Annotated in this window: 19 protein-coding genes; 8 read left to right on the top strand and 11 right to left on the bottom strand. The window is 69.2% G+C overall.

What is annotated here, in order from left to right:
- Positions 1-17: 17 nt before the first annotated feature.
- Positions 18-1,424 carry a cysteine--tRNA ligase gene (gene cysS, locus MSZK_RS30185; protein ID WP_099252197.1) on the top strand — a complete coding sequence of 469 codons (1,407 nt, stop codon included), beginning with the start codon at positions 18-20 and terminating at the stop codon, positions 1,422-1,424.
- On the top strand, positions 1,425-2,366 hold the full coding sequence (gene rlmB, locus MSZK_RS30180) for a 23S rRNA (guanosine(2251)-2'-O)-methyltransferase RlmB (RefSeq protein ID WP_099252196.1): 942 nt from the start codon (positions 1,425-1,427) through the stop codon (positions 2,364-2,366).
- Positions 2,367-2,372: 6 nt separating this feature from the next.
- On the opposite strand, the gene MSZK_RS30175 is transcribed toward rlmB, so the two are convergent.
- The 6 genes from MSZK_RS30175 to MSZK_RS30150 are packed head-to-tail and all read right to left on the bottom strand — an operon-like array spanning position 2,373 to position 7,910.
- Positions 2,373-3,608, bottom strand: a complete 1,236-nt coding sequence (locus MSZK_RS30175; protein WP_199203551.1) for an SLC13 family permease — start codon at positions 3,606-3,608, stop codon at positions 2,373-2,375.
- 10 nt (positions 3,609-3,618) lie between these two features.
- A complete protein-coding gene (locus MSZK_RS30170; RefSeq protein ID WP_099252194.1) occupies positions 3,619-4,539 on the bottom strand; it encodes an MBL fold metallo-hydrolase in 921 nt (306 codons plus the stop codon).
- On the bottom strand, positions 4,539-5,297 hold the full coding sequence (locus tag MSZK_RS30165) for a LamB/YcsF family protein (protein ID WP_099252227.1): 759 nt from the start codon (positions 5,295-5,297) through the stop codon (positions 4,539-4,541). Before MSZK_RS30165 ends, MSZK_RS30170 begins: the two co-directional genes overlap by 1 nt.
- 35 nt (positions 5,298-5,332) lie before the next feature.
- Positions 5,333-6,199: a metal ABC transporter permease gene (locus tag MSZK_RS30160; RefSeq protein ID WP_099252193.1), complete on the bottom strand. Its 867-nt coding sequence runs from the start codon at positions 6,197-6,199 to the stop codon at positions 5,333-5,335.
- Positions 6,192-7,004: a metal ABC transporter ATP-binding protein gene (locus tag MSZK_RS30155; protein ID WP_099252192.1), complete on the bottom strand. Its 813-nt coding sequence runs from the start codon at positions 7,002-7,004 to the stop codon at positions 6,192-6,194. The genes MSZK_RS30160 and MSZK_RS30155 overlap by 8 nt, the downstream gene beginning before the upstream one ends.
- Before the next feature lie 9 nt (positions 7,005-7,013).
- Complete coding sequence (locus tag MSZK_RS30150; protein ID WP_099252191.1) at positions 7,014-7,910, bottom strand: metal ABC transporter solute-binding protein, Zn/Mn family; 897 nt, start codon at positions 7,908-7,910, stop codon at positions 7,014-7,016.
- 131 nt (positions 7,911-8,041) lie between these two features.
- Here MSZK_RS30150 and MSZK_RS30145 point away from each other — a divergent pair, with 131 nt between their 5' ends.
- Entirely contained in the window at positions 8,042-9,142 is a 1,101-nt protein-coding gene (locus MSZK_RS30145; RefSeq protein WP_099252190.1) for a LacI family DNA-binding transcriptional regulator, read from the top strand.
- Here MSZK_RS30145 and otsB read toward each other — a convergent pair.
- Both otsB and kstR read right to left on the bottom strand, forming a co-directional pair.
- Positions 9,139-9,897: a trehalose-phosphatase gene (otsB, locus tag MSZK_RS30140; protein ID WP_099252189.1), complete on the bottom strand. Its 759-nt coding sequence runs from the start codon at positions 9,895-9,897 to the stop codon at positions 9,139-9,141. The genes MSZK_RS30145 and otsB overlap by 4 nt on opposite strands.
- Positions 9,898-9,903: 6 nt before the next feature.
- Positions 9,904-10,503, bottom strand: coding sequence for a cholesterol catabolism transcriptional regulator KstR (gene kstR, locus MSZK_RS30135; protein ID WP_199203546.1), 600 nt, complete (start codon positions 10,501-10,503; stop codon positions 9,904-9,906).
- Positions 10,504-10,768: 265 nt separating this feature from the next.
- Here kstR and MSZK_RS30130 point away from each other — a divergent pair, with 265 nt between their 5' ends.
- Positions 10,769-12,874, top strand: a complete 2,106-nt coding sequence (locus tag MSZK_RS30130) for an acyl-CoA dehydrogenase (protein ID WP_099252187.1) — start codon at positions 10,769-10,771, stop codon at positions 12,872-12,874.
- A 29-nt stretch (positions 12,875-12,903) separates the two neighbouring features.
- On the opposite strand, the gene MSZK_RS30125 is transcribed toward MSZK_RS30130, so the two are convergent.
- Positions 12,904-13,971 carry a ferredoxin--NADP reductase gene (locus MSZK_RS30125; protein WP_099252186.1) on the bottom strand — a complete coding sequence of 356 codons (1,068 nt, stop codon included), beginning with the start codon at positions 13,969-13,971 and terminating at the stop codon, positions 12,904-12,906.
- Between the two features lie 144 nt (positions 13,972-14,115).
- On the opposite strand from MSZK_RS30125, the gene hsaA reads away from it, so the two are divergent.
- Genes hsaA through hsaB form a run of 4 tightly spaced genes read left to right on the top strand, consistent with a single transcriptional unit; the run spans position 14,116 to position 17,668 of the window.
- The gene (gene hsaA / locus MSZK_RS30120; RefSeq protein ID WP_099252185.1) at positions 14,116-15,300 is read left to right on the top strand and encodes a 3-hydroxy-9,10-secoandrosta-1,3,5(10)-triene-9,17-dione monooxygenase oxygenase subunit; all 1,185 of its coding nucleotides are present in this window, start codon (positions 14,116-14,118) and stop codon (positions 15,298-15,300) included.
- Between the two features lie 11 nt (positions 15,301-15,311).
- Positions 15,312-16,202, top strand: a complete 891-nt coding sequence (gene hsaD / locus MSZK_RS30115) for a 4,5:9,10-diseco-3-hydroxy-5,9,17-trioxoandrosta-1(10),2-diene-4-oate hydrolase (RefSeq protein ID WP_099252184.1) — start codon at positions 15,312-15,314, stop codon at positions 16,200-16,202.
- Positions 16,199-17,098 (top strand): iron-dependent extradiol dioxygenase HsaC, encoded by a 900-nt coding sequence (gene hsaC / locus MSZK_RS30110; RefSeq protein ID WP_099252183.1) that lies wholly within the window; start codon positions 16,199-16,201, stop codon positions 17,096-17,098. Before hsaD ends, hsaC begins: the two co-directional genes overlap by 4 nt.
- Positions 17,099-17,101: 3 nt before the next feature.
- Positions 17,102-17,668 (top strand): 3-hydroxy-9,10-secoandrosta-1,3,5(10)-triene-9,17-dione monooxygenase reductase subunit, encoded by a 567-nt coding sequence (hsaB, locus tag MSZK_RS30105; protein ID WP_099252182.1) that lies wholly within the window; start codon positions 17,102-17,104, stop codon positions 17,666-17,668.
- A 6-nt stretch (positions 17,669-17,674) separates the two neighbouring features.
- On the opposite strand, the gene MSZK_RS30100 is transcribed toward hsaB, so the two are convergent.
- Positions 17,675-18,442 carry an alpha/beta fold hydrolase gene (locus MSZK_RS30100; protein ID WP_099252181.1) on the bottom strand — a complete coding sequence of 256 codons (768 nt, stop codon included), beginning with the start codon at positions 18,440-18,442 and terminating at the stop codon, positions 17,675-17,677.
- A 45-nt stretch (positions 18,443-18,487) separates the two neighbouring features.
- A complete protein-coding gene (locus tag MSZK_RS30095; protein WP_371411420.1) occupies positions 18,488-19,447 on the bottom strand; it encodes a LysR family transcriptional regulator in 960 nt (319 codons plus the stop codon).
- Between the last annotated feature and the right edge of the window lie 27 nt (positions 19,448-19,474).

Here is a 19,474-nt window from a genome sequence, read left to right as displayed (position 1 = left end):
CGGTAAGCTGGCGCGTCGTGACCTCAAGCGGCCTGCGCCTGCACGACACCTACACCGGTGGCGTGCGCGATTTCGTGCCGCTGCGCCCGGGTCACGCCTCGATCTATCTGTGCGGCGCCACCGTGCAGGGACTGCCCCATATCGGCCACGTCCGCAGCGGCGTGGCCTTCGACGTGCTGCGCCGCTGGCTGACCGCGAAGGGCTTCGACGTCGCGTTCATCCGCAACGTCACCGATATCGACGACAAGATCCTCACCAAGGCCGCCGACGCCGGCCGCCCGTGGTGGGAGTGGGCGGCGACCCACGAGCGGGAGTTCAGCGCCGCCTACGACGCGCTGGGTGTGCTGCCGCCATCGGCAGAGCCCCGGGCCACCGGGCACATCACCCAGATCGTCGAGCTCATCGAGCGGCTGGTGGACACCGGCCACGCTTACACCGGTGCCGGTGACGTCTACTTCGACGTGCTGACCTTCCCCGAGTACGGCAAGCTGTCCGGGCACAAGATCGACGACGTGCACCAGGGCGAAGGCGCGGGCACCGGTAAACGAGATCAGCGGGACTTCACCCTGTGGAAGGGCGCCAAACCCGGTGAGCCGTCCTGGCCCACCCCGTGGGGCCGGGGCCGCCCCGGCTGGCACTCCGAGTGTGTGGCGATGGCGCATGAGTATCTCGGCGCCGAGTTCGACATCCATTGCGGCGGTATGGATCTGGTGTTCCCGCACCACGAGAACGAGATCGCCCAGGCGCGCGCCGCAGGCGACGGGTTCGCCCGATACTGGCTGCACAACGGCTGGGTCACCATGGGCGGCGAGAAGATGAGCAAGTCGCTGGGCAACGTTCTGGCGATCCCCGCTGTGCTGCAACGGGTCCGGCCCGCCGAACTCCGCTACTACCTGGGCAGTGCGCATTACCGGTCGATGCTGGAATTCTCCGAGACCGCGTTGCAGGACGCGGTCAAGGCCTATACCGGTATCGAGGATTTCCTGCACCGGGTGCGCATCCGCGTCGGCTCCGTGGTGCCCGGCACCTGGACCGAGAAGTTCGCCGCCGCCCTCGATGACGACCTCGCGGTGCCTGCGGCACTGGCCGAGGTGCACGCCGCGCGGGCCGACGGTAACCGGGCTCTGGAGTCCGGTGACCATGACACGGCGCTGGCGAAGGCGCGCGACATCCGCTCCATGATGGGCATTCTCGGGTGCGACCCGCTCGACGAGCGCTGGGAGACCCGCGACGAGACGTCGGCAGCGCTGGGCGCGGTGGACGTGCTGGTGCGCGCGGAGCTGAACCGCCGCGACGAGGCCCGCCAGACCAGGGACTGGGGTCTAGCCGACGAGATCCGGGACCGGCTCTCCAAAGCCGGCATCGAGGTCACCGACACCTCCGACGGACCACAATGGGCGTTACGCGACGAAGGCAGCAAGTAGATGGCGGGAAACTCCAAGCGCCGCGGTGCGATCCGTAAGGAAGGCACCAAGAAGGGCCCGACCGTCGGCTCCGGTGGTCAGCGCAGGCGAGGGCTGGAAGGGCGCGGTGCCACTCCGCCCGCGCACCAGCGGACCGGTCACCCGGCTGCCAGACGCGCCGCCGCAGCAGCCAAGCGGACGCACAAGTCGGCCAAACCCGCCGACGAGACCGAAATCGTGTTGGGCCGCAACCCCGTTCTGGAATGTCTGCGTGCCGACGCCCCGGCGACCGCGTTGTACGTGGCGCTCGGCGCCGAGGCCGACGAACGCATGACGGAGTCGGTCACCCTGGCCGCGGACCGGGGCATCGCCATCCTCGAGGTGCCGCGCAGCGATCTGGACCGCTTGAGCGCCAACGGGTTACATCAGGGCATCGCTCTGCAGGTGCCGCCTTACGACTACGCCCATCCTGACGATCTGCTGGCCTCGGCGACCTCTGACATCGAGCCCGCGCTGCTGGTCGCGTTGGACAACATCTCCGACCCGCGCAACCTGGGCGCGATCATCCGCTCGGTGGCGGCGTTCGCCGGCCACGGCGTGCTGATCCCGCAGCGCCGGTCGGCGTCGGTGACCGCCGTCGCCTGGCGCACCAGTGCCGGTGCCGCCGCGCGGGTGCCGGTCGCTCGGGCCACGAATCTCAACCGGACGCTCAAGGATTGGGGTGACGCCGGTCTGCAGGTGGTCGGCCTGGACGCCGAGGGCGACACCACGATCGATGACTTCGACGGCTCCGGCCCGCTGGTGGTGGTCGTCGGCTCCGAGGGCAAAGGACTGTCGCGCCTGGTGCGGCAGAACTGCGATGCGGTGCTGTCGATCCCGATGGCGGGGCCGACCGAATCGCTCAACGCCTCGGTGGCAGCGGGCGTCGTGCTGGCCGAGATCGCCCGCCAGCGCCGCCGCTGAGTCCGGCTACACCCCGATCAGCCGTACACCGCCCCACAACGCCACTACGGCGACCAGCAGGCAGGCCGGGACGGTCGCCACGCCCAGCCAGGTGAATTCGCGCGCGCTGGTCGGCTCCTCGTTCTGGTGCAGCACGCGGCGCCACAGCAGGTTGGCCAGCGATCCCGCGTAGGTCAGGTTCGGTCCGATGTTCACCCCGATCAGCACGGCCAGCACCGCCGCGGGTCCGGTCGCGGCGACCAGTGGAAGCAGCACCAGCGTCGCGGGCAGATTGTTGACCACGTTGGACAGCCCGGCGGCGAGGGCGGCGATGCCGAGCAGCGCGACCAGTCCCGTCCCCGACGGCATCACATCCGCGGCTGCGGTGTCGAGTCCGTTGACCATCACCGCCTTGACCACCACCGCCAACGCCAGCACGAACACCAGGAACGGCAGGTTCAGCGAATGCGCGATCCCGCCGATCGTGCTGCGCCGCTGGGCCAGTGACCGCACGCCGAGTATCACCGCACCGGCAAGTGCCGCCCACGCCGGTGACAGGTCGGCGAACGACGTCGCCGCGAACCCGGCCAGGGTCAGCGCCAGTACCACGAGCACGAACACCGGTGTGTCCGCGGGCGGGGGCGGGCCCGCGGGCGGTACGTCGGCCAGGTCACGACGAAAGACCAGTCGCAGCACCAGATATTCGATCGCCACCGCAGCCAGCCAGGGCGCGGCCATCAACGCGCTGAACCGGGTGAACGACAGGCCGGCGGCGCTGAACGCCAGGAGGTTGGTCAGGTTGGACACCGGCAGCAGCAGCGAGGCCGAATTGGACAGGTGCGCGGTGGCATACAGGTGTGGGCGAGGCGGTACCCGCATGGCCCGCACGGTCGCCAGCACCACCGGCGTCAGCAGCACGACGGTGGCGTCCAGGCTCAGGATGGCGGTGGTGGCCGCCGCGATCAAGAACACCTGACCCAGCAGCCGCCGCGGCCTGCCGCCACTGCCGCGCGCCATCCAGGCGCCGGCGGCCGCGAACAGCCCCTCGTCGTCACACAGCTTGGCCAGCACCAGGATCGCGGCCAGGAAGCCGACCACCGGAAGCATGCGGCCGGCCTCGGCGGCCGCGTCGTGCGGCGAGACCGCGCCGATCGCGATGACCAGAACGGCGGCGGGGACCGCGGCCACCGACTCCGACCAGCCCGCCGGCCGGGCGATGGCGAAGACGAGGACGACGACCAGGGCCGCGACGGCGACGATCAGCACGGCGCGTTCAGGTCCACGGATCTTCGCGTCGCCACACGGTCGGCAGATGCACGGCCACACCGTCACGTTCGGCCAGCCCGGACAGCACCCGCATCGACACGTCGAGATCGTCGCCGGCGTAGGGCAGCGCAACCATCGGCGCGGTGAGCGGGCGGAAGAAGTCGTCCCAGTGGATCAGCACGACCCGGCGGGCGCCGACTGTCGTGACCGTGTGCTCCCAGTACTGCTCGAGGTAGCTCTGGGGTTGTACGCCGAGCTGGCCGATGCCGAGGTAGGCGACGTCGGCGCGGCGACCGTCGAGGGCGCCCGGCACGAACCCGGCGCTGCCCTGGATGAGCAGACGCCGATCGCTGGGGGTGTGGTGGATCAGCGTCGACCAGGTCTCGCCGCAGCGGAACGCCGAGGCCTTTGCCGGCGGCCCGACGGGTGTGGTGATCGCACCGGGGAACCGGTCGGGCGGGCAGTGGTGCGACTCGACGAGCGTCACGGCGAACGGTCCCAGGGTCAGCTCTTCCCCTGACGCGGCGAGGAGGATCTGGTCGTCCGGAAGGCGATGTCCCCGAGCGATGTTGGCGGCCGACTCGCCGCCGATCAACCGGGCACCGGTGCGGGCGGCGACGACCGCGGAGTCCATGGCGTGGTCGAAGTGGGTGTGCACGGGCAGCACCGCGGCCAGCCGATTGATCCCGGCCCGGTTCAGGCAGTAGTCGATCCGCGCGTCCGATGGTTTCAGCCGGCGCAGCCCGACATCGAGTAACGACGGGCGGGAGAAGAAGCCGTCGGTCAGCAGCGCCGTGGTGCCGTCGTCGACGAGCACGGTGGAGACGCCCAGCCAGGTGATCGACAGCGCGGCGTCCTGGGCGGCGGCGGGGACGTCGAAGCGGCTGCGGTACCGGTCGATGTCGGGCCTGCCGAGTTTGAGCCGCATCAGACGAACGCCACCAGTTCGACGCCGTCGCGCAGCAGCCGTTCACGGACCGCGGTGGCGATCTCCACGGCTCCCGGCGAATCGCCATGCACGCAAATCGATTCCACTCGAACGTCGATCGTGGATCCGTCGACGGCGCGGACCTGGCCGCTGCGCACCATCGTGGACACGCGCTCGGCGATCTGCCCGGGATCGTGCAGCACCGCCCCGTCGTCGCGGCGGGACACCAATGTGCCGTCCGGGTGATAGGCCCGGTCGGCGAATGCTTCGGCGACGGTGCGCAATCCGAGGCGGCGGGCCTCGTCGAAGAACACCGAACCGGCCAGGCTCAGCACCGGCAGACCAGGGTCGACGGCGTGCACCGCCTCGGCGACCGCGCGGGCCTGCTCGCGATGGGTGACGATCGTGTTGTACAGCGCGCCATGGGGTTTGACATAGCCGACATCGGTTCCGGCCGCGCGGGCCAGGGCCTGTAGCGCGCCGATCTGGTAGATCACCTCGGCGGTCAGCTCGGCCGGTGCGACGTCGATGAACCGGCGCCCGAAGCCGGCGAGGTCGAGATAGCTGACCTGGGCGCCGATCCGCACGCCACGTTCGGCGGCGAACCGGCTGGTGCGCGCCAGCCCGGCCGGGTTGCCGGCGTGGAATCCGCAGGCGAGGTTGGCGCTGGTGACGATGTCGAGCATGGCGGTGTCGTCACCGAGCTCCCACACGCCGAAACCTTCGCCGAGGTCTGCGTTCAGGTCGACGGACGTCACGGACACAGCCTAGGCGCAGCAGCTGCGGGCCAAGCTCAGGCGGCGGCGGGGTCCGCCCGGCGGCGGCTGACGGCCCAGCACACCAGGTAGATCACGAACGAGATCGTCGTGACGAACACCGAGACCGGCACCCCGGGCGCCAGTGACAACACGATCCCCAGCACCGCGGACAGTTCGGCGAAGATCACCGATGCCGCGATGACGGCCGCCGGTGAGCTGAACACCCGGGCCGCCGCGGCGGCCGGGGTGATCAGCAGGGACATCACCAGCAGGGCGCCGACGATCTGCACCCCTTGGGCGGCGACCACGCCGACCAGCGCCGCGAACACGATGCCCAGGATCCGGACCGGAACACCGCGCGCGGCCGCCACTTCCGGGTCGGCGGTGGCGAACAGCAGTGGCCGGAAACTGACGGCCAGCACCGCGACCACCAGAACCGTGACGCCGACCAGCAGCGCCAGCCCCGAATAGCCCACGCCGACGATCTGGCCGGTCAGAAGGGCGAAGCTGGTGCCCGCCCGGCCCGGATACAGGTGGATGAACAGCACGGCCAGGCCCAGCCCGAACGCCATCACGACGCCGATCGCGGAGTCACGCTCGCGGGCCCGCTGCCCGAGGATGCCGAACAGCACCGCGGCCAGCGCGCTGCCGACCAGCGCGCCCAGCCCGACGTTGAAGCCGGCCAGCAGGGCGAACGCCGCGCCGGTCAGCGACAGCTCGCTGGAACCGTGCACCGCGAACGACATCTGGCGCATCACGATGAACGGCCCGATCAACCCGGCCACCAACGCCAGCAGCGCCGCCGCGATCAGGGCTTGCTGGACAAAGCCGCGGCTGAGCAGGTCCGCGGTGATGTCGAAGGCGAACAGATGGTCGAGCAGGTGGGCCAGGCGGTCATTCATGGGTGTGCCCGTGGGTGTGGCCGGAGTGGTCGAGATGCTCGCCGACCACCACATAGCGGTCGCCGACCTGCACCACCTGGATGTCGGCCTGATAGAGCTCCGAGAGGGTCTCCGAGGTCATCACCTCGGCGACCGTGCCGATCCGGAACCGTCCGTTGACGAGGTAGAGCACCCGGTCGACGTAGGGCACCACGGGGTTGACCTCATGCGTCACGAACATCACCGCGGTGCCGGCCTGGCGGCGCCGGTCGATGAGCTTGGCCACCAGCCGGGCACTGGCCGGGTCGAGGTTGAGCAGCGGCTCGTCGCACAGCAGCAGCACCGGGTCGCTGGCCAATGCCTGGGCGATGCGCACGCGCTGCAGCTCCCCGCCCGACATCACGCCGACCGGAACCTTCGCCAGCTTGAGCGCGTGAACCTGGGCCAGCGCCCGTTCGACGACCTCTTGCCGGTGGTGACGCTCTTTCGGCGACAGCGGTCCGATGCCCCAGTGGTGGCCGTCGACGCCGAGGCGGACCAGGTCGCGACCCCGCAGGCTCAGGCCCCGGTCGACCGACCGGTGCTGGGGTACGTAGCCGATCCGCTCGCTGCCGGCCTCGATCGGCCGGCCTTCGATGGTGGCCGTGCCCGCGCTGAGCGCCAACTGGCCCAGCAGCACTTTGAACAACGAGGTCTTGCCGGTGCCGTTGGGGCCGAGGATGGCGATGAACTCACCGGGGGCCACCTTCAGATCGAGATGGTCCCACAGCACGCGGTCCCCGAAGGCCAGCCGTGCACCGGACAAGCAGACGACCTCGGCACTCACAAGCAGTGATTATCGGTTCTGCTGCAGGGCTGCGGTCAACCGGTCGGCGGTATCGCGCTGCCAGCTCAGATAGTCCTTTCCGTCGGGCAGCGTCTCGGTGACCGCGACGACGGGCACGCCTGCGCTCTGCGCGGCAGCCTGGACCTGCTTGGTCACCTCGGTGACGGTCTGCTCGTTGAACAGCACGGCGGCCACCTGGCGGGACTTGATGAGGTCCAGCATGGCCGCGACATCGACAGGAGCGGGGTCGGTGTCCTGCTCGACGGCGCTGGCGAAACCGGCGGGGGTCTTGTCGGTCAGGCCGGCGGCGACCAGGAGGTAGTGGGCGACGGGCTCGGTGGCGACGACTGCCGCACCGGGGTGGCTGGTGCGGATGGCCTTCTCGGTCTGCGCGATCGCGTCGGCGTTGCGGTTGAAGGTTTCGGCGTTGGACTTGTAGTCCGCGGCGTGCTGCGGATCGGCCTGCGCCAGTTTGTCGGCGATCGTGGTGGCCACGGCGCGGGCGGTGCTCAGGTCGTAGAAGACGTGTTCGTTGGCCGGCTGGGGTTCGCCGGGGGGTGCCTGCAGCAGCGAGTAGGCGTCCACCGATGCGACGTTCTTGTGACTGGCCAGCACGTCGTCGACCCAGTGGTCGTAGCCGCCGCCGTTGTAGACGACCAGCGAGGCGTCGGCGATGGCCGCGGCGTTCGCGGGGCTGGCCTCGAACGAGTGCGGGTCGGCCGATGCGCTGGTGATGATCGAGGTCACCTTGGCGTGGTCGCCGGCGACGGCCTGCGCGACGCTGCCCCACACGTCGGTGGAGGCCACCACGACCGGGGGTTGGCCTTGGGCCTGGTTCGCCGACTTCTCGGTGCCGCATGCGGTGAGCCCCGCCGTCAGCGCCAGCGCCGACACCCCGACAACCATCCGGATCGCAGCAGTGCGCACGATCGCTCCTCTCGAACTCAGGCCAGACGAATACAAATGAAAACCGTTTCCAATAACTCTATGCCATCAGTGCCCGTGGAACGCAACTCGATGCGCTAGCCTCACGGAGCATGTCCAGAAGTCCCGCGCCGCGGCGGCGGGCGACCTTGGCCTCACTGGCCGCCGAGCTCAAGGTTTCGCGGACCACGATCTCCAACGCCTACAACCGTCCCGACCAATTGTCGGCCGATCTGCGTGAGCGGGTGCTGGCCACGGCCAAGCGGCTCGGCTACGCGGGCCCGGACCCAGTGGCCCGCTCGTTGCGCACCCGGCGCGCCGGCGCGGTCGGGCTGGTGATCACCGAGCCGCTGACCTATGCGTTCAGCGATCCAGCCGCATTGAATTTCGTTGCCGGGCTTGCGGAGTCGTGTGAAGAGGCCGGTCAGGGCCTGCTGCTGGTGGCGGCGGGTCCGGGCCGAAGCCTGTCGGACGGCACGAATGCGGTGCTGTCGGCCGGGGTGGACGGTTTCGTCGTCTATGCCGCCTCCGACGACGATCCCTATCTGCAGACGGTGCTGCAGCGGCACATGCCCGTCGTCGTGGTCGACCAGCCCAAGGACGTGCCGGGCGCCTCGCGAGTCTGCATCGACGACCGGGCCGCGATGCGGGAACTTGCCGAGTACGTCGTCGGCCTGGGGCATCACGAAATCGGGCTGCTGACAATGCGTCTGGGAACCGAGCGCAGTGTCGCCGACCAGGCGGCCGGGGTGGTGGGCGCCGAACGCCGCGACGGTTCGCACTTTCAGGTCCAGAGCGAGCGCATCGCCGGGGTGCGCGACGCGATGACCCACGCGGGTCTGGACCCGGGCTCGCTGACCATCGTGGAGAGCTACGAACACGTGCCCGCCTCGGGTGCGCTGGCCGCCGAGGTGGCGCTACAAGCCAACCCACGGATCACCGCGTTGATGTGCACCGCCGACGTGCTGGCCATATCGGCCATGGATTATCTACGCGCGCATGGCATTTACGTGCCCGGTCAGATGACCGTCACCGGATTCGACGGCATCCCCGAGGCGCTGAGCCGGGGGTTGACCACGGTGTCGCAGAACAGCCTGGAGAAGGGCAAGCGAGCCGGCCGGCTGCTACACAGCCCGCCTCGCGACGGTTTGCCGGTGATCGACGTGCTGCCCACCGAACTGGTGCGGGGCCGGACGGCCGGACCGCCGGCCTAACCCCGTCTGGCCTCGAGCAGCAACCGCAGCGCAGCGGCGACGTCGTCGGGGGTCTCGACGCGGTAGCGGGCCAGCGTCTGGCCCTGGCCGACCTTCACTCCGATGTCGTCGTCGGTCAGTCTGCTGAACGCCTTCTCGTCGGTGACGTCGTCGCCGAAGTACACCACCGCACTGGCGGCACTGCGCTCGCGAAGGAGCTCGATCGCGACGCCCTTGTCGGTGTCGATCACCGCGAACTCGCGTACCGCCTTGCCCTCGGTGACGTGAATGTCCCAGTCCCGCACCGCGTCCAGTGCGGCGTCGAGCGCCTGCTGGGCGTGTTCCGGGGCGGCGTTACGGACATGGAATGCCACACTGACCGGCTTGATCTCGACTGTCGCGCCCGGATAGCGCTGCGTCAGTGCGGTCATCGTCGCCTCGAGTTCGGCCAGCAGAGACTTCGCCGACTCGTCGATCGCAGCCAGGAAGCCGGAGTCGAACTCCGAGCCGTGACTGCCCACCAGGTGCATGTCGGACGACGCCCCGGACAGCACCCGCAGGTCGTGCAGGGCCCGGCCCGAGATCAGCGCGGCACCGGTGCCCGGCAAGGTCGCCAGCGCGGCCAGTGCCTGCGCCGCGGCCGGCAGTGGCCGGGCGTCGGCGGGATTCGACACGATCGGCGCTACGGTGCCGTCGAAATCGGAGGCCACCAGCAACCGCGGCACGCGCGCGACCTCGGTCAGTGCGCGGTGCAGATTCTCGGGCAGATCGGGCACGGCGTCCTAGGACTCGCCGTCGTCGCCGATCAGCAGGCGGACCGCCAGATCGAGGCGTTTGCTGACATCGGTCGCCGAGGCCCGGCGGGTCAGCCAGGCCAGCAGATTGGACAGCCACACGTCGGAGATGACCCGGGCGATGTGGTACTGGTCTTCGGTCGGCTCGCCGTCGCTCATCGCCCTGGCGAACATGCTGTCGATGATCTTCTCGACGTGATCAACCTCACCGGCGGCGGAGGCGTCGGCGAACACGTAGGCCCGCGTCATCGCCTCGGTCAGCAGGGGGTTGCGCTGCATGGCCCGGTTCAACTTGCTCACCATGAAGTTCAGCCGCTGGAACGGCGTACCCCCGGCGACGACCGAGCGGTCGGTCTTGGCGTCGATGCGCTCGAACTCCCGGGCCAGCGCCGACACCAGGAGGTGCACCTTCGACGGGAAGTAGCGGTACAGCGTGCCGACGGCCACGTCGGCACGGTCGGCCACCGCCCGCATCTGAACGGCCTCGTAACCACCCTTGGAGGCGATGGCCATGGTGGCGTCGAGGATGCGCTTGCGGCGTTCGCGCTGGGCTTCTGAACCGAGTTCCGATTCGGCGAGAACTGACACCGGCAACACCTCACGTGGCTGCGAACCTGCCCCGCCGGCCGACGATTTCTGCGCTGGCGATGACATAGCTCGGTCAGCTCCTTCCAAGGGCCGTTTCTGGAGGAAACGATACGCATCGCTACACTGCGTCGCGTACCTCTGCGTCCCCCAGGACGGTCGCGTGTCCTGCTGCGATACCGGTCGACTTGACTGTTGATCGCTCGCACTATTAGAACACGTTCTAGTGGCTTGGTGCCCGAGTCAGCATGAATCCTAGGAGCCGACGGTGTCTGCGACCATCACCGACGAACAGTTTGCCGCCCGTGAGTTGGTCCGCAGCTGGGCGGCCTCCTCGGGTGCCCTCGCCGCGGTGCGCGAGGTCGAACACGGCACGCCCGACGCCTGGCGACCCGTCTATCGCGCGCTGGCCGAGCTGGGCCTGTTCGGTGTGGCGGTGGCCGAGGAGGCCGGTGGCGCCGGCGGGTCGATCCAGGACCTGTGCGCCATGGTCGAGGAGGCGGCCCGGGCGCTGATCCCGGGCCCGGTCGTGACCACCGCGCTGGCCACGCTGGTCGTCACCGACCCCGAGCTGCTGGAAGCCCTGGCGGCCGGGGAGGTCACGGCAGGTCTGGCGCCGGCAGCCGACCTGCGCGCCGAGGACGGCCGGGTGTCCGGGATCGCCGAGTTCGTGCTGGGCGCCGACACCTCCGGTGTCCTGCTGTTGCCGGTGGGCGAAGACGTCGTGGTGGTCGACGCGGCCGCCGAGGGCGTGACGGTCGAGCTGCTGGCGGCCACCGACTTCTCCCGTCCGCTGGCCCGGGTGACGTTGGCCGCCGTGCCCGCCACCACCTTGGCGGTGTCGCGCCGCCGGTTCGAGGATCTGGCTGCCACCCTGCTCGCGGCCGAGACCGCGGGCGTGGCCCGCTGGACGTTGGACACCGCGGTCGACTACGCCAAGGTGCGCGAGCAGTTCGGCAAGCCGATCGGCAGTTTCCAGGCCATCAAGCACATGTGCGCCGAGATGCTGCTGCGCTCGCAGCAGGCCGCGGTGGCCGCCGCCGACGCCGCGGTCGCAGCGTCCGGTGAGGACTCCCAGCAGCTGTCGATCGCCGCCGCCATTGCCGCCGCGATCGGCATCGAGGCCGCCACGGCCAACGCCAAGGACTGCATCCAGGTGCTCGGCGGTATCGGGATCACCTGGGAGCACGACGCCCACCTGTACCTGCGTCGCGCCTACAGCATCGGCCAGATCCTCGGTGGCCGGCCGGCGTGGCTGCGCCGGGTCGCCGCGCTGACGTTGGACGGTGTGCGCCGCGAGTTGCACATCGACCTGGAGTCGGTGGCGCACCTTCAGCCCGAGATCGCCGCCGCCGTCGCCGAGGTGGCCGCCCTGCCGGCCGACAAGCGTCAGCCCGCGCTGGCCGACGCCGGGCTGCTCGCACCGCACTGGCCCAAGCCGTACGGGCGAGAGGCCGCGCCCGCCGAGCAACTGCTCATCGACTCCGAGCTCGCCAAGGCCGGGGTGGCCCGCCCCGACCTGGTGATCGGCTGGTGGGCGGTGCCGACGATCCTGGAGGGCGGCACGCCCGAGCAGATCGACCGCTTCGTGCCGGCCACCCTGCGCGGCGAGATCATCTGGTGCCAGCTGTTCAGTGAGCCCGGCGCCGGGTCGGACCTGGCCGCCCTGCGCACCAAAGCCGTTCGCGCCGAGGGCGGTTGGAAGCTCACCGGGCAGAAGGTGTGGACCTCGGCCGCGCAGAAGGCGCACTGGGGTGTGTGCCTGGCCAGAACCGACCCGGACGCTCCGAAGCACAAAGGCATCACCTATTTCCTGATCGACATGCGCTCGCCGGGCCTGCTGGTGCGGCCGCTGCGGGAGATCACCGGTGACGAGCTGTTCAACGAGGTGTTCTTCGACGAGGTCTTCGTGCCCGACGACATGGTGGTCGGCACCGTGAACGACGGCTGGCGGCTGGCCCGCACGACCCTGGCCAACGAGCGGGTCGCGATGGCCCAGGGCACCGCGCTGGGCAATCCGGTGGAGGAGATGCTGCGGACCGTCGCCGAGCGCGAGCTCGACACCGCGCTGGCCGACCAGTTGGGCAGGTTGATCCTGTCCGCTCAGGCCGGGTCCCTGCTGGATCAACGGATCGCGCAGTTGGCCGTGGCCGGCCACGACACCAGTGCGGAAGCCAGTGCCCGCAAGCTGATCGGCGTGCGGCACCGGCAGGCGCTGGCCGAGTTCCGTCAGGAACTGTCCGAGTCGAGGGGCCTGGTGATGGACGGGTTCGTGCACGACTTCCTCAACACCCGATGCCTGACGATCGCCGGCGGCACCGAGCAGATCCTGCTCACCATGGCCGGCGAACGCCTGCTCGGCCTGCCGCGCTAGCAAGTGCGCAGGACGGAACCGGCGGCGGCCTACTCGTCGTAGGTGACCTCGACCGAGTCCGAGGTGGGCCGGGCCTGGCAGGCCAGGATGAGTCCTTCGGCGATGTCGCTGGGCTCGAGGACGTCGTTGATGTCCATCTCCACCTCGCCGCTGTGCTTGACCACCGCGCATGCGCCGCAGTGCCCTTCCCGGCACGAGAACGGCACGTCGAGACCCTTGTCCAGCAGCACGTCGAGCAGTTTGGCGTTGCGCGGCCACGACACGGTGTGGCTCTGCCCGTCGAGTTCGACGACGGCGGTGGCCGGCGGTTCGTCCCCGTCGTCGGTGATCGTCACCGCGGCGAACGGATCGGTCTCCAAGGAGCGGAACACCTCGATGTGCACCTGCTTGGCGGGCACGTTCAGCGACTCGAGCGCCGCTTCGGCGGCTGCCATGAAAGGCCCCGGCCCACAGATGAACGCCTGCCGGTCGGTGTACGGCGCCATCAGCTTGCTCAGCGCCGCCGTGCTCGGCAGGCCTTGCACCGACTCCAGCCAGTGCACGACGGTGAGCCGGTCGGGGTATTTGGCGGCCAGTTCGCGCAGCGTGCTGCCGAAGATCACCGAGTTCTCGTCGCGGTTGGCGTAGATCAGGGTGACCTGGCCGCCGCCCTGTGAGAGAGCCGACTTGCAGATCGCCAGCATCGGGGTGACCCCGCTGCCCGCGGCGATGAGCAGGAAATCGGCGTCGAGCGTCTTGGGGACGAAGGTGCCCGACGGGGCCAGCACGTGGATCTTCATGCCCCGGTGCGCGTGGTCGCACAACCAGTTCGACGCGTAGCCGTCGGCGGTCCGCTTGACGGTCACCGTGAGCGCGTCGTCGGTGAACGGCGAACTGCACAGCGAGTAGCAGCGTGCCACCGAACCGGTCCGGTCGCTGGGGATGCGCAGGGTCAGGAATTGGCCCGGCGCGTAGCGCAGCCGGTCGGCGGGGATGTCCGCACCGGCGGGCACCCCGAACACCAGCGACCGCGAATCCGCGGTCTCCTCGACCACATCGGTCACTTCCAACTCGAGCACGTGGCTACCCAGCGGCTCGTCCGGTGGAACCTGCGTCACGACGCTTAGCCTTCCCTCAGCCCAACTAGAACAGGTTACAGAAATAGGTTTCCATATCGCTACCAGCCGCAGGCTCGCGCTGCTCGACACAAATCGTAACGTGTTCTAGTCTTGGTCCAGTAACGCATCTCTGGGAGGCATGCAGTGACGTCCATTCAACAGCGTGACGCGCAGGCGGTTCTAGCCGGCATCGATGAGCTGCTGCCGAAGCTGCGCGAGCGCGCTCAACAAACCGAGGATCTGCGCCGCATTCCCGACGCATCCATCGCCGCGCTCGACGAGGTCGGTTTCTTCAAGCTGCTCCAGCCCGAGCAGTGGGGCGGTCTGCAGTGCGACCCCACGCTGTTCTACGAGGCGGTCCGCCGACTGGCCAGCGCCTGCGGGTCGACCGGCTGGGTGGCCGGCATCCTGGGCGTGCACAACTGGCATCTGGCGCAGTTCGACCAGCAGGCCCAGGAAGACGTCTGGAGCGCCGACCCGTCGGTTCGGGTCTCGTCCTCTTACGCCCCGATGGGCGCCGGTGTCGTCACCGACGGCGGTTACCTGGTCAACGGCGCCTGGCACTGGTCGTCGGGATGCGACCACGCGACGTGGACCTTCGTCGGCGGCCCGGTCATCAAGGACGGCAGGCCGGTCGACTTCGGCAGCTTCTTGATCCCGATCAGCGACTACCACATCGAGGACGACTGGCATGTGGTCGGTCTGAAGGGCACCGGCAGCAACACCCTGGTGATGAAGGACGTGTTCGTGCCGCGGCACCGGTTCACCTCCTTCAAGGCGATGAGTGACCTGACCGCCGCCGGTCTGGCCACCAACACCGCGCCGGTGTACAAGATGCCCTGGGGCACCATGCATCCCACGACCATCTCCACCCCGATCGTGGGCATGGCCTACGGCGCCTACGACGCCCATGTCGAGCACCAGGGCAAGCGGGTGCGCGCGGCCTACGCCGGCGAGAAGGCCAAGGACGATCCGTTCGCCAAGGTCCGGATCGCCGAGGCGGCCAGCGACATCGACGCCGCCTGGACGCAGCTGTCGGGCAACCTGGCGGCCGAGTACGCGCTGTTGCTGGCCGGTGAGGACATTCCGCTGGAGCTACGCGCCAAGGCCCGCCGCGACCAGGTGCGCGCCACCCAGCGCGCGATTGCGTCCATCGACCGGCTCTTCGAGAGCGCCGGCGCCACCGCCTTGGGCACCGACACCGCGCTGCAGCGGTTCTGGCGCGACGCTCACGCCGGCCGGGTGCACGCCGCCAACGACGCCGAGCGGGCCTACGTGATGTTCGGCAACCAGGAGTTCGGGCTGCCGCTCGGCGACACGATGGTGTAACTGGCCGGCCGATGACGTCCTTCATTCAGGAAGTGGAGTCGCAGCGCGAGCTGACCTTCGAATCCACTTCCCGCTATGCGCAGGTCCGCGACGACATGCGCCTGCACTTTCACGAGGCGGGCGTCGGGAATCCGCAGACCGTCGTGCTGCTGCATGGTGGTGGGCCCGGCGCGTCGAGTTGGTCGAACTTCTCCCGCAACATCGGGGTGCTGGCGCGGCACTTCCACGTGCTCGCGGTCGACCAGCCCGGTTACGGCCACTCCGACAAGCACACCGAGCACGAGCAGTACAACCGCTACAGCGCAACGGCCCTGCTCAATCTGTTCGATCATCTCAAGATCGAACGTGCTGCCCTGGTGGGCAATTCGCTCGGCGGCGGAACCGCGGTCCGCTTCGCGCTGGACAACCCCGACCGGGCCGGCCCGCTGGTGTTGATGGGACCGGGTGGGTTGTCGGTGAACCTGTTCGCACCCGACCCCACCGAGGGGGTGAAGCTGCTCGGCCGCTTCACCGCCGACCCGACGCGCGAGAACCTGGAGAAGTTCCTGCGGATCATGGTCTACGACCAGAAGCTGATCACCCCGGAGCTGGTCGAGGAACGCTTCGCGATCGCCGGCACACCGGAGTCGCTGGCGGCGGCGCGGGCGATGGGGAAGTCGTTCGCCGGGGCCGATTTCGAGCTCGGCATGATGTGGCGCGACGTGTACAAACTGCGTCAGCGCGTGCTGTTGATCTGGGGCCGCGAGGACCGGGTCAACCCGTTGGACGGCGCGCTGGTGGCGCTCAAACAGATTCCGCGGGTGCAGCTGCACGTTTTCGGGCAATGTGGACATTGGGCTCAGTTGGAGAAGTTCGACGAGTTCAACAAACTGACTGTTGATTTCCTCGGAGGTGGGGCATGACGCTAAAGGCGCTCGGCTACATGCGAATTGAGGCCACCGACGTGGCGGCCTGGCGGGAGTTCGGAACCAAGGTTCTCGGCATGGTGGAAGGCGACGGGGCCACCCCCGGCGCGCTCTACCTGCGGATGGACGAATTCGCCGCGCGCCTGGTGATCGTGCCCGGCGACCGGGACCGGTTGCTGGTGTCGGGCTGGGAGGTCGCCGACGCGGCCGGCCTGCAGAGCCTGCGCGAGACGCTGGCCAAGGCGGGTGTCGACTTCGCCGAGGGCACCCGCGAGGAGAAGTCCGAACGACGGGTCGAGGGACTGATCCGGTTCTCCGATCCCGCCGGCAACGTTCTGGAGGCGTTCCACGGTGCGCAATATCTGGGCCGCCGGTTCGTCAGTCCGTACGGGCACAAGTTCGTCACCGCCGAACAGGGCCTCGGGCACGTCGTGCTCACCTGCGACGATGACGCCGCCGCCCAGGCCTTCTACCAGGACGTGCTGGGCTTCCGGCTGCGGGATTCGATGAGCCTGCCGCCGCAGATCGCGGGCCGTCCGGCCGACGCGGATCCGGTGTGGCTGCGGTTCTACGGCTGCAACCCGCGGCACCACGCGCTGGCCTTCATGCCGATGCCCAACCCGACCGGGATCGTGCACCTGATGGTCGAGGTGGAGAACTCCGACGACGTCGGCCTGTGCCTGGACCGCGCCAACCGCCGCAAGGTGCCCATGTCGGCGACGCTCGGCCGGCACACCAACGACAAGATGTTGTCCTTCTACATGAAGACCCCCGGCGGTTTCGACGTCGAATTCGGTTGCGAGGGTCTGCAGGTCGAAGACAACGGCTGGGTGGCCAGGGAGAGCACCGCGGTCAGCCTGTGGGGCCACGACTTCTCCGTCGGCTTCAAGTAGCGCATGTCCGAACCCGTGATCGACCCGCGCACGTTTCGTCACGTGCTCGGACAGTTCTGCACCGGCATCACGATCATTACCACCGTCCACGATGACGCGCCGGTGGGGTTCGCCTGCCAGTCGTTCGCGGCGTTGTCCCTCGAGCCTCCGCTGGTGCTGTTCTGCCCGACCAAGATGTCGAGGTCGTGGGCGGCGATCGAGGCCAGCGGGAAGTTCTGCGTCAACATCCTGCACGAGAAGCAACAACACGTCTCTGCCCGGTTCGGCTCCCGGGAGCCGGACAAGTTCGCCGGAATCGACTGGACGCCAAGCAAGCTGGGATCCCCGGTGATCGACGGCGCGCTGGCGCACATCGACTGCACAGTGGCATCGGTGCACGACGGTGGCGACCACTTCGTGGTGTTCGGCGCCGTGCACGCGCTGTCGGAGGTACCGAAGGTCAAGCCGCGCCCGCTGCTGTTCTACCGCGGCGAGTACACCGGCATCGAGCCGGACAAGAACACCCCGGCGCAGTGGCGCGACGACCTCGACGCGTTCCTCACCGCCACCACCACCGATACCTGGCTGTAGCGCGTCTCAGGTCTGGGAAACCACGAATTCGATGATGGCGGAGGCCACCTCGCGGTGCACCGTCTCGTTGAGGATGTCGTGGTGCGCGCCCGGGAATTCGTGCAGCCTCAAGCGTTCGATCTGATCGGCGTAGGCGCGCAGCGCGCTCACCGGGGCGATCGGGTCGAGTTCGCCGTGAATGGCCAAGGTGGGCACCGTCAGCTGCGGCAGCTCGGTGCCGAAGCGGTCCCAGGCCCGGTCGAGTTCCCGGGCCAGCGGCACACTGTCGGCCTCGACGAACGCCAGCGGGTCGTTCTCCATCGCGTCGAGGTAGAACGGGTCGCCGGACAGCCAGTGCGGATCGAGATCGAGCGAGGTGTCGGTGTCGAGCAGTTCGGGCACCGGGACCACCGGCGCGCCGGAGATGATCCCGGCCCGGTAGCGCTGCGGCGACTCGAGCAGCCGGAACAACGTCACCACCGCGCCGTAGGAGTGCCCCTGCGCGATCAGCGGGATGCCCGGCGTCGCCTGCTCGGCCAGCTCGGTGAGGCGCTCGGCCAACGCGGAGCTGTCCTCGATCCGGCCGAAGTCGCCGCGTGCGCCCGGGGACAGTCCGTGGCCGAACTGGTCGACCGCCCACAGGTCGATCCCGGCCGCGTTCAGAGCGAAACCGAGCCGGTGGTAGACGCCGGTGTGTTCGCCGAAGCCATGCAGGAAGACGACCGCCGCACGCGGTTCGGTTGCGGCCCAGTGCCGGTAGTAGGCGCGGCCGAGCTCATGGTCGATGAAGGGCATGACCGCCAGCCCACCAGCTGTGGCGATCGCCCGCAATATTTGCGCTCACCGCGCGCCGGTACCGAGCAGGGCCTCGCTCATCTCGGCCATCCGTGCCGTGATCGCCGCGACCAGCGCGGCGACCTCAGGCCTGCGCAGGGTCTCGGTGCGCGCCACGAGCCAGTAGCTCAGCCGCGGAGCCAGCTGGTCGGGCAGCAGCCGCACCAGGTCGTCGTGGCGATCGGCCATGAAGCAGGGCAGTAGTCCCAGTCCGGCGGCCGCGCGGGTGGCCTCGACGTGCACGAAGACATTCGTCGATGTCACCGATTCGCCCATGGCCGGAACGGAATTCGAGGCCAGGTCGAGGTCGTCGACCTGCAACATCGAATCGATGAAGTACACCAGCGGGTAGCGCGCCAGTTCCGCGACGGTTGCCGGGCTGCCGTGGCTGTGCAGGTAGCTACGCGAGCCGTAGAGCCCGAGTCGGTAGTCGCCGAGGTGCACCGCGGTGGCGCGGCGGACCCGCGGCTCGCCGACCACAACCTCGATGTCCAGACCGGAGCGCTGCTGGGAGGCGCGGCGGGTCGCGGTCACGATCTCGACGGCCACCCGCGGGTGGCGGCGCTGCATCTGGGCCGCTGCCGGTGCGGCGATGTACGCGCTGAAACCGTCGGTGGCCGACATCCGCACGACGCCGTGCAGCGGGTGGTCTCCATCGGCGCGCAGAGCCAGTGAGCGCACCGCCGAGTCGATGCTTTCGGCGGCGGCCAGCGCGGCGCGGCCGAGGTCGGTCAGCTCCCAGCCGCCGGCCGCCCTGGCCAGCACGCGGCCACCGAGCGTCTGCTCCAGCGCGGCGATCCGGCGCGAGATCGTGGTGTGGTTGAGGCCGAGTTCCTCGGCGGCCGTCACGAACCGGCCGGTGCGGCCGACGGCCAACAGCACCAGGAGATCGTCGGCGCTGGGGCGTTGGGCAGGTGGAACGGCCATATCTGCATATTCGCAGATAAGTGCTGCGAATTTCGCCATTGCTTGGTCTTCAGGTGTGCGCGAATA

This window comes from Mycobacterium sp. shizuoka-1 (assembly GCF_002723835.1).
Classification (GTDB): domain Bacteria; phylum Actinomycetota; class Actinomycetes; order Mycobacteriales; family Mycobacteriaceae; genus Mycobacterium.
Note: the sequence above shows the minus strand (reverse complement) of the source record. Positions and strands in the feature narration are given on the sequence as shown.

Bases quoted from the DNA above. Each gene is read 5' to 3' on its own strand.
- MSZK_RS30170 (WP_099252194.1), bottom strand. From the start codon at position 4,539: ATGCGGCTCAAACTCGGCAGGCCCGACATCGACCGGTACCGCAGCCGC.
- hsaC (WP_099252183.1), top strand. From the start codon at position 16,199: ATGACGCTAAAGGCGCTCGGCTACATGCGAATTGAGGCCACCGACGTG.
- MSZK_RS30145 (WP_099252190.1), top strand. From the start codon at position 8,042: ATGTCCAGAAGTCCCGCGCCGCGGCGGCGGGCGACCTTGGCCTCACTG.
- hsaB (WP_099252182.1), top strand. From the start codon at position 17,102: ATGTCCGAACCCGTGATCGACCCGCGCACGTTTCGTCACGTGCTCGGA.
- MSZK_RS30160 (WP_099252193.1), bottom strand. From the start codon at position 6,199: ATGAATGACCGCCTGGCCCACCTGCTCGACCATCTGTTCGCCTTCGAC.
- rlmB (WP_099252196.1), top strand. From the start codon at position 1,425: ATGGCGGGAAACTCCAAGCGCCGCGGTGCGATCCGTAAGGAAGGCACC.
- MSZK_RS30100 (WP_099252181.1), bottom strand. From the start codon at position 18,442: ATGCCCTTCATCGACCATGAGCTCGGCCGCGCCTACTACCGGCACTGG.
- hsaD (WP_099252184.1), top strand. From the start codon at position 15,312: ATGACGTCCTTCATTCAGGAAGTGGAGTCGCAGCGCGAGCTGACCTTC.
- MSZK_RS30150 (WP_099252191.1), bottom strand. From the start codon at position 7,910: ATGGTTGTCGGGGTGTCGGCGCTGGCGCTGACGGCGGGGCTCACCGCA.
- MSZK_RS30095 (WP_371411420.1), bottom strand. From the start codon at position 19,447: ATGGCGAAATTCGCAGCACTTATCTGCGAATATGCAGATATGGCCGTT.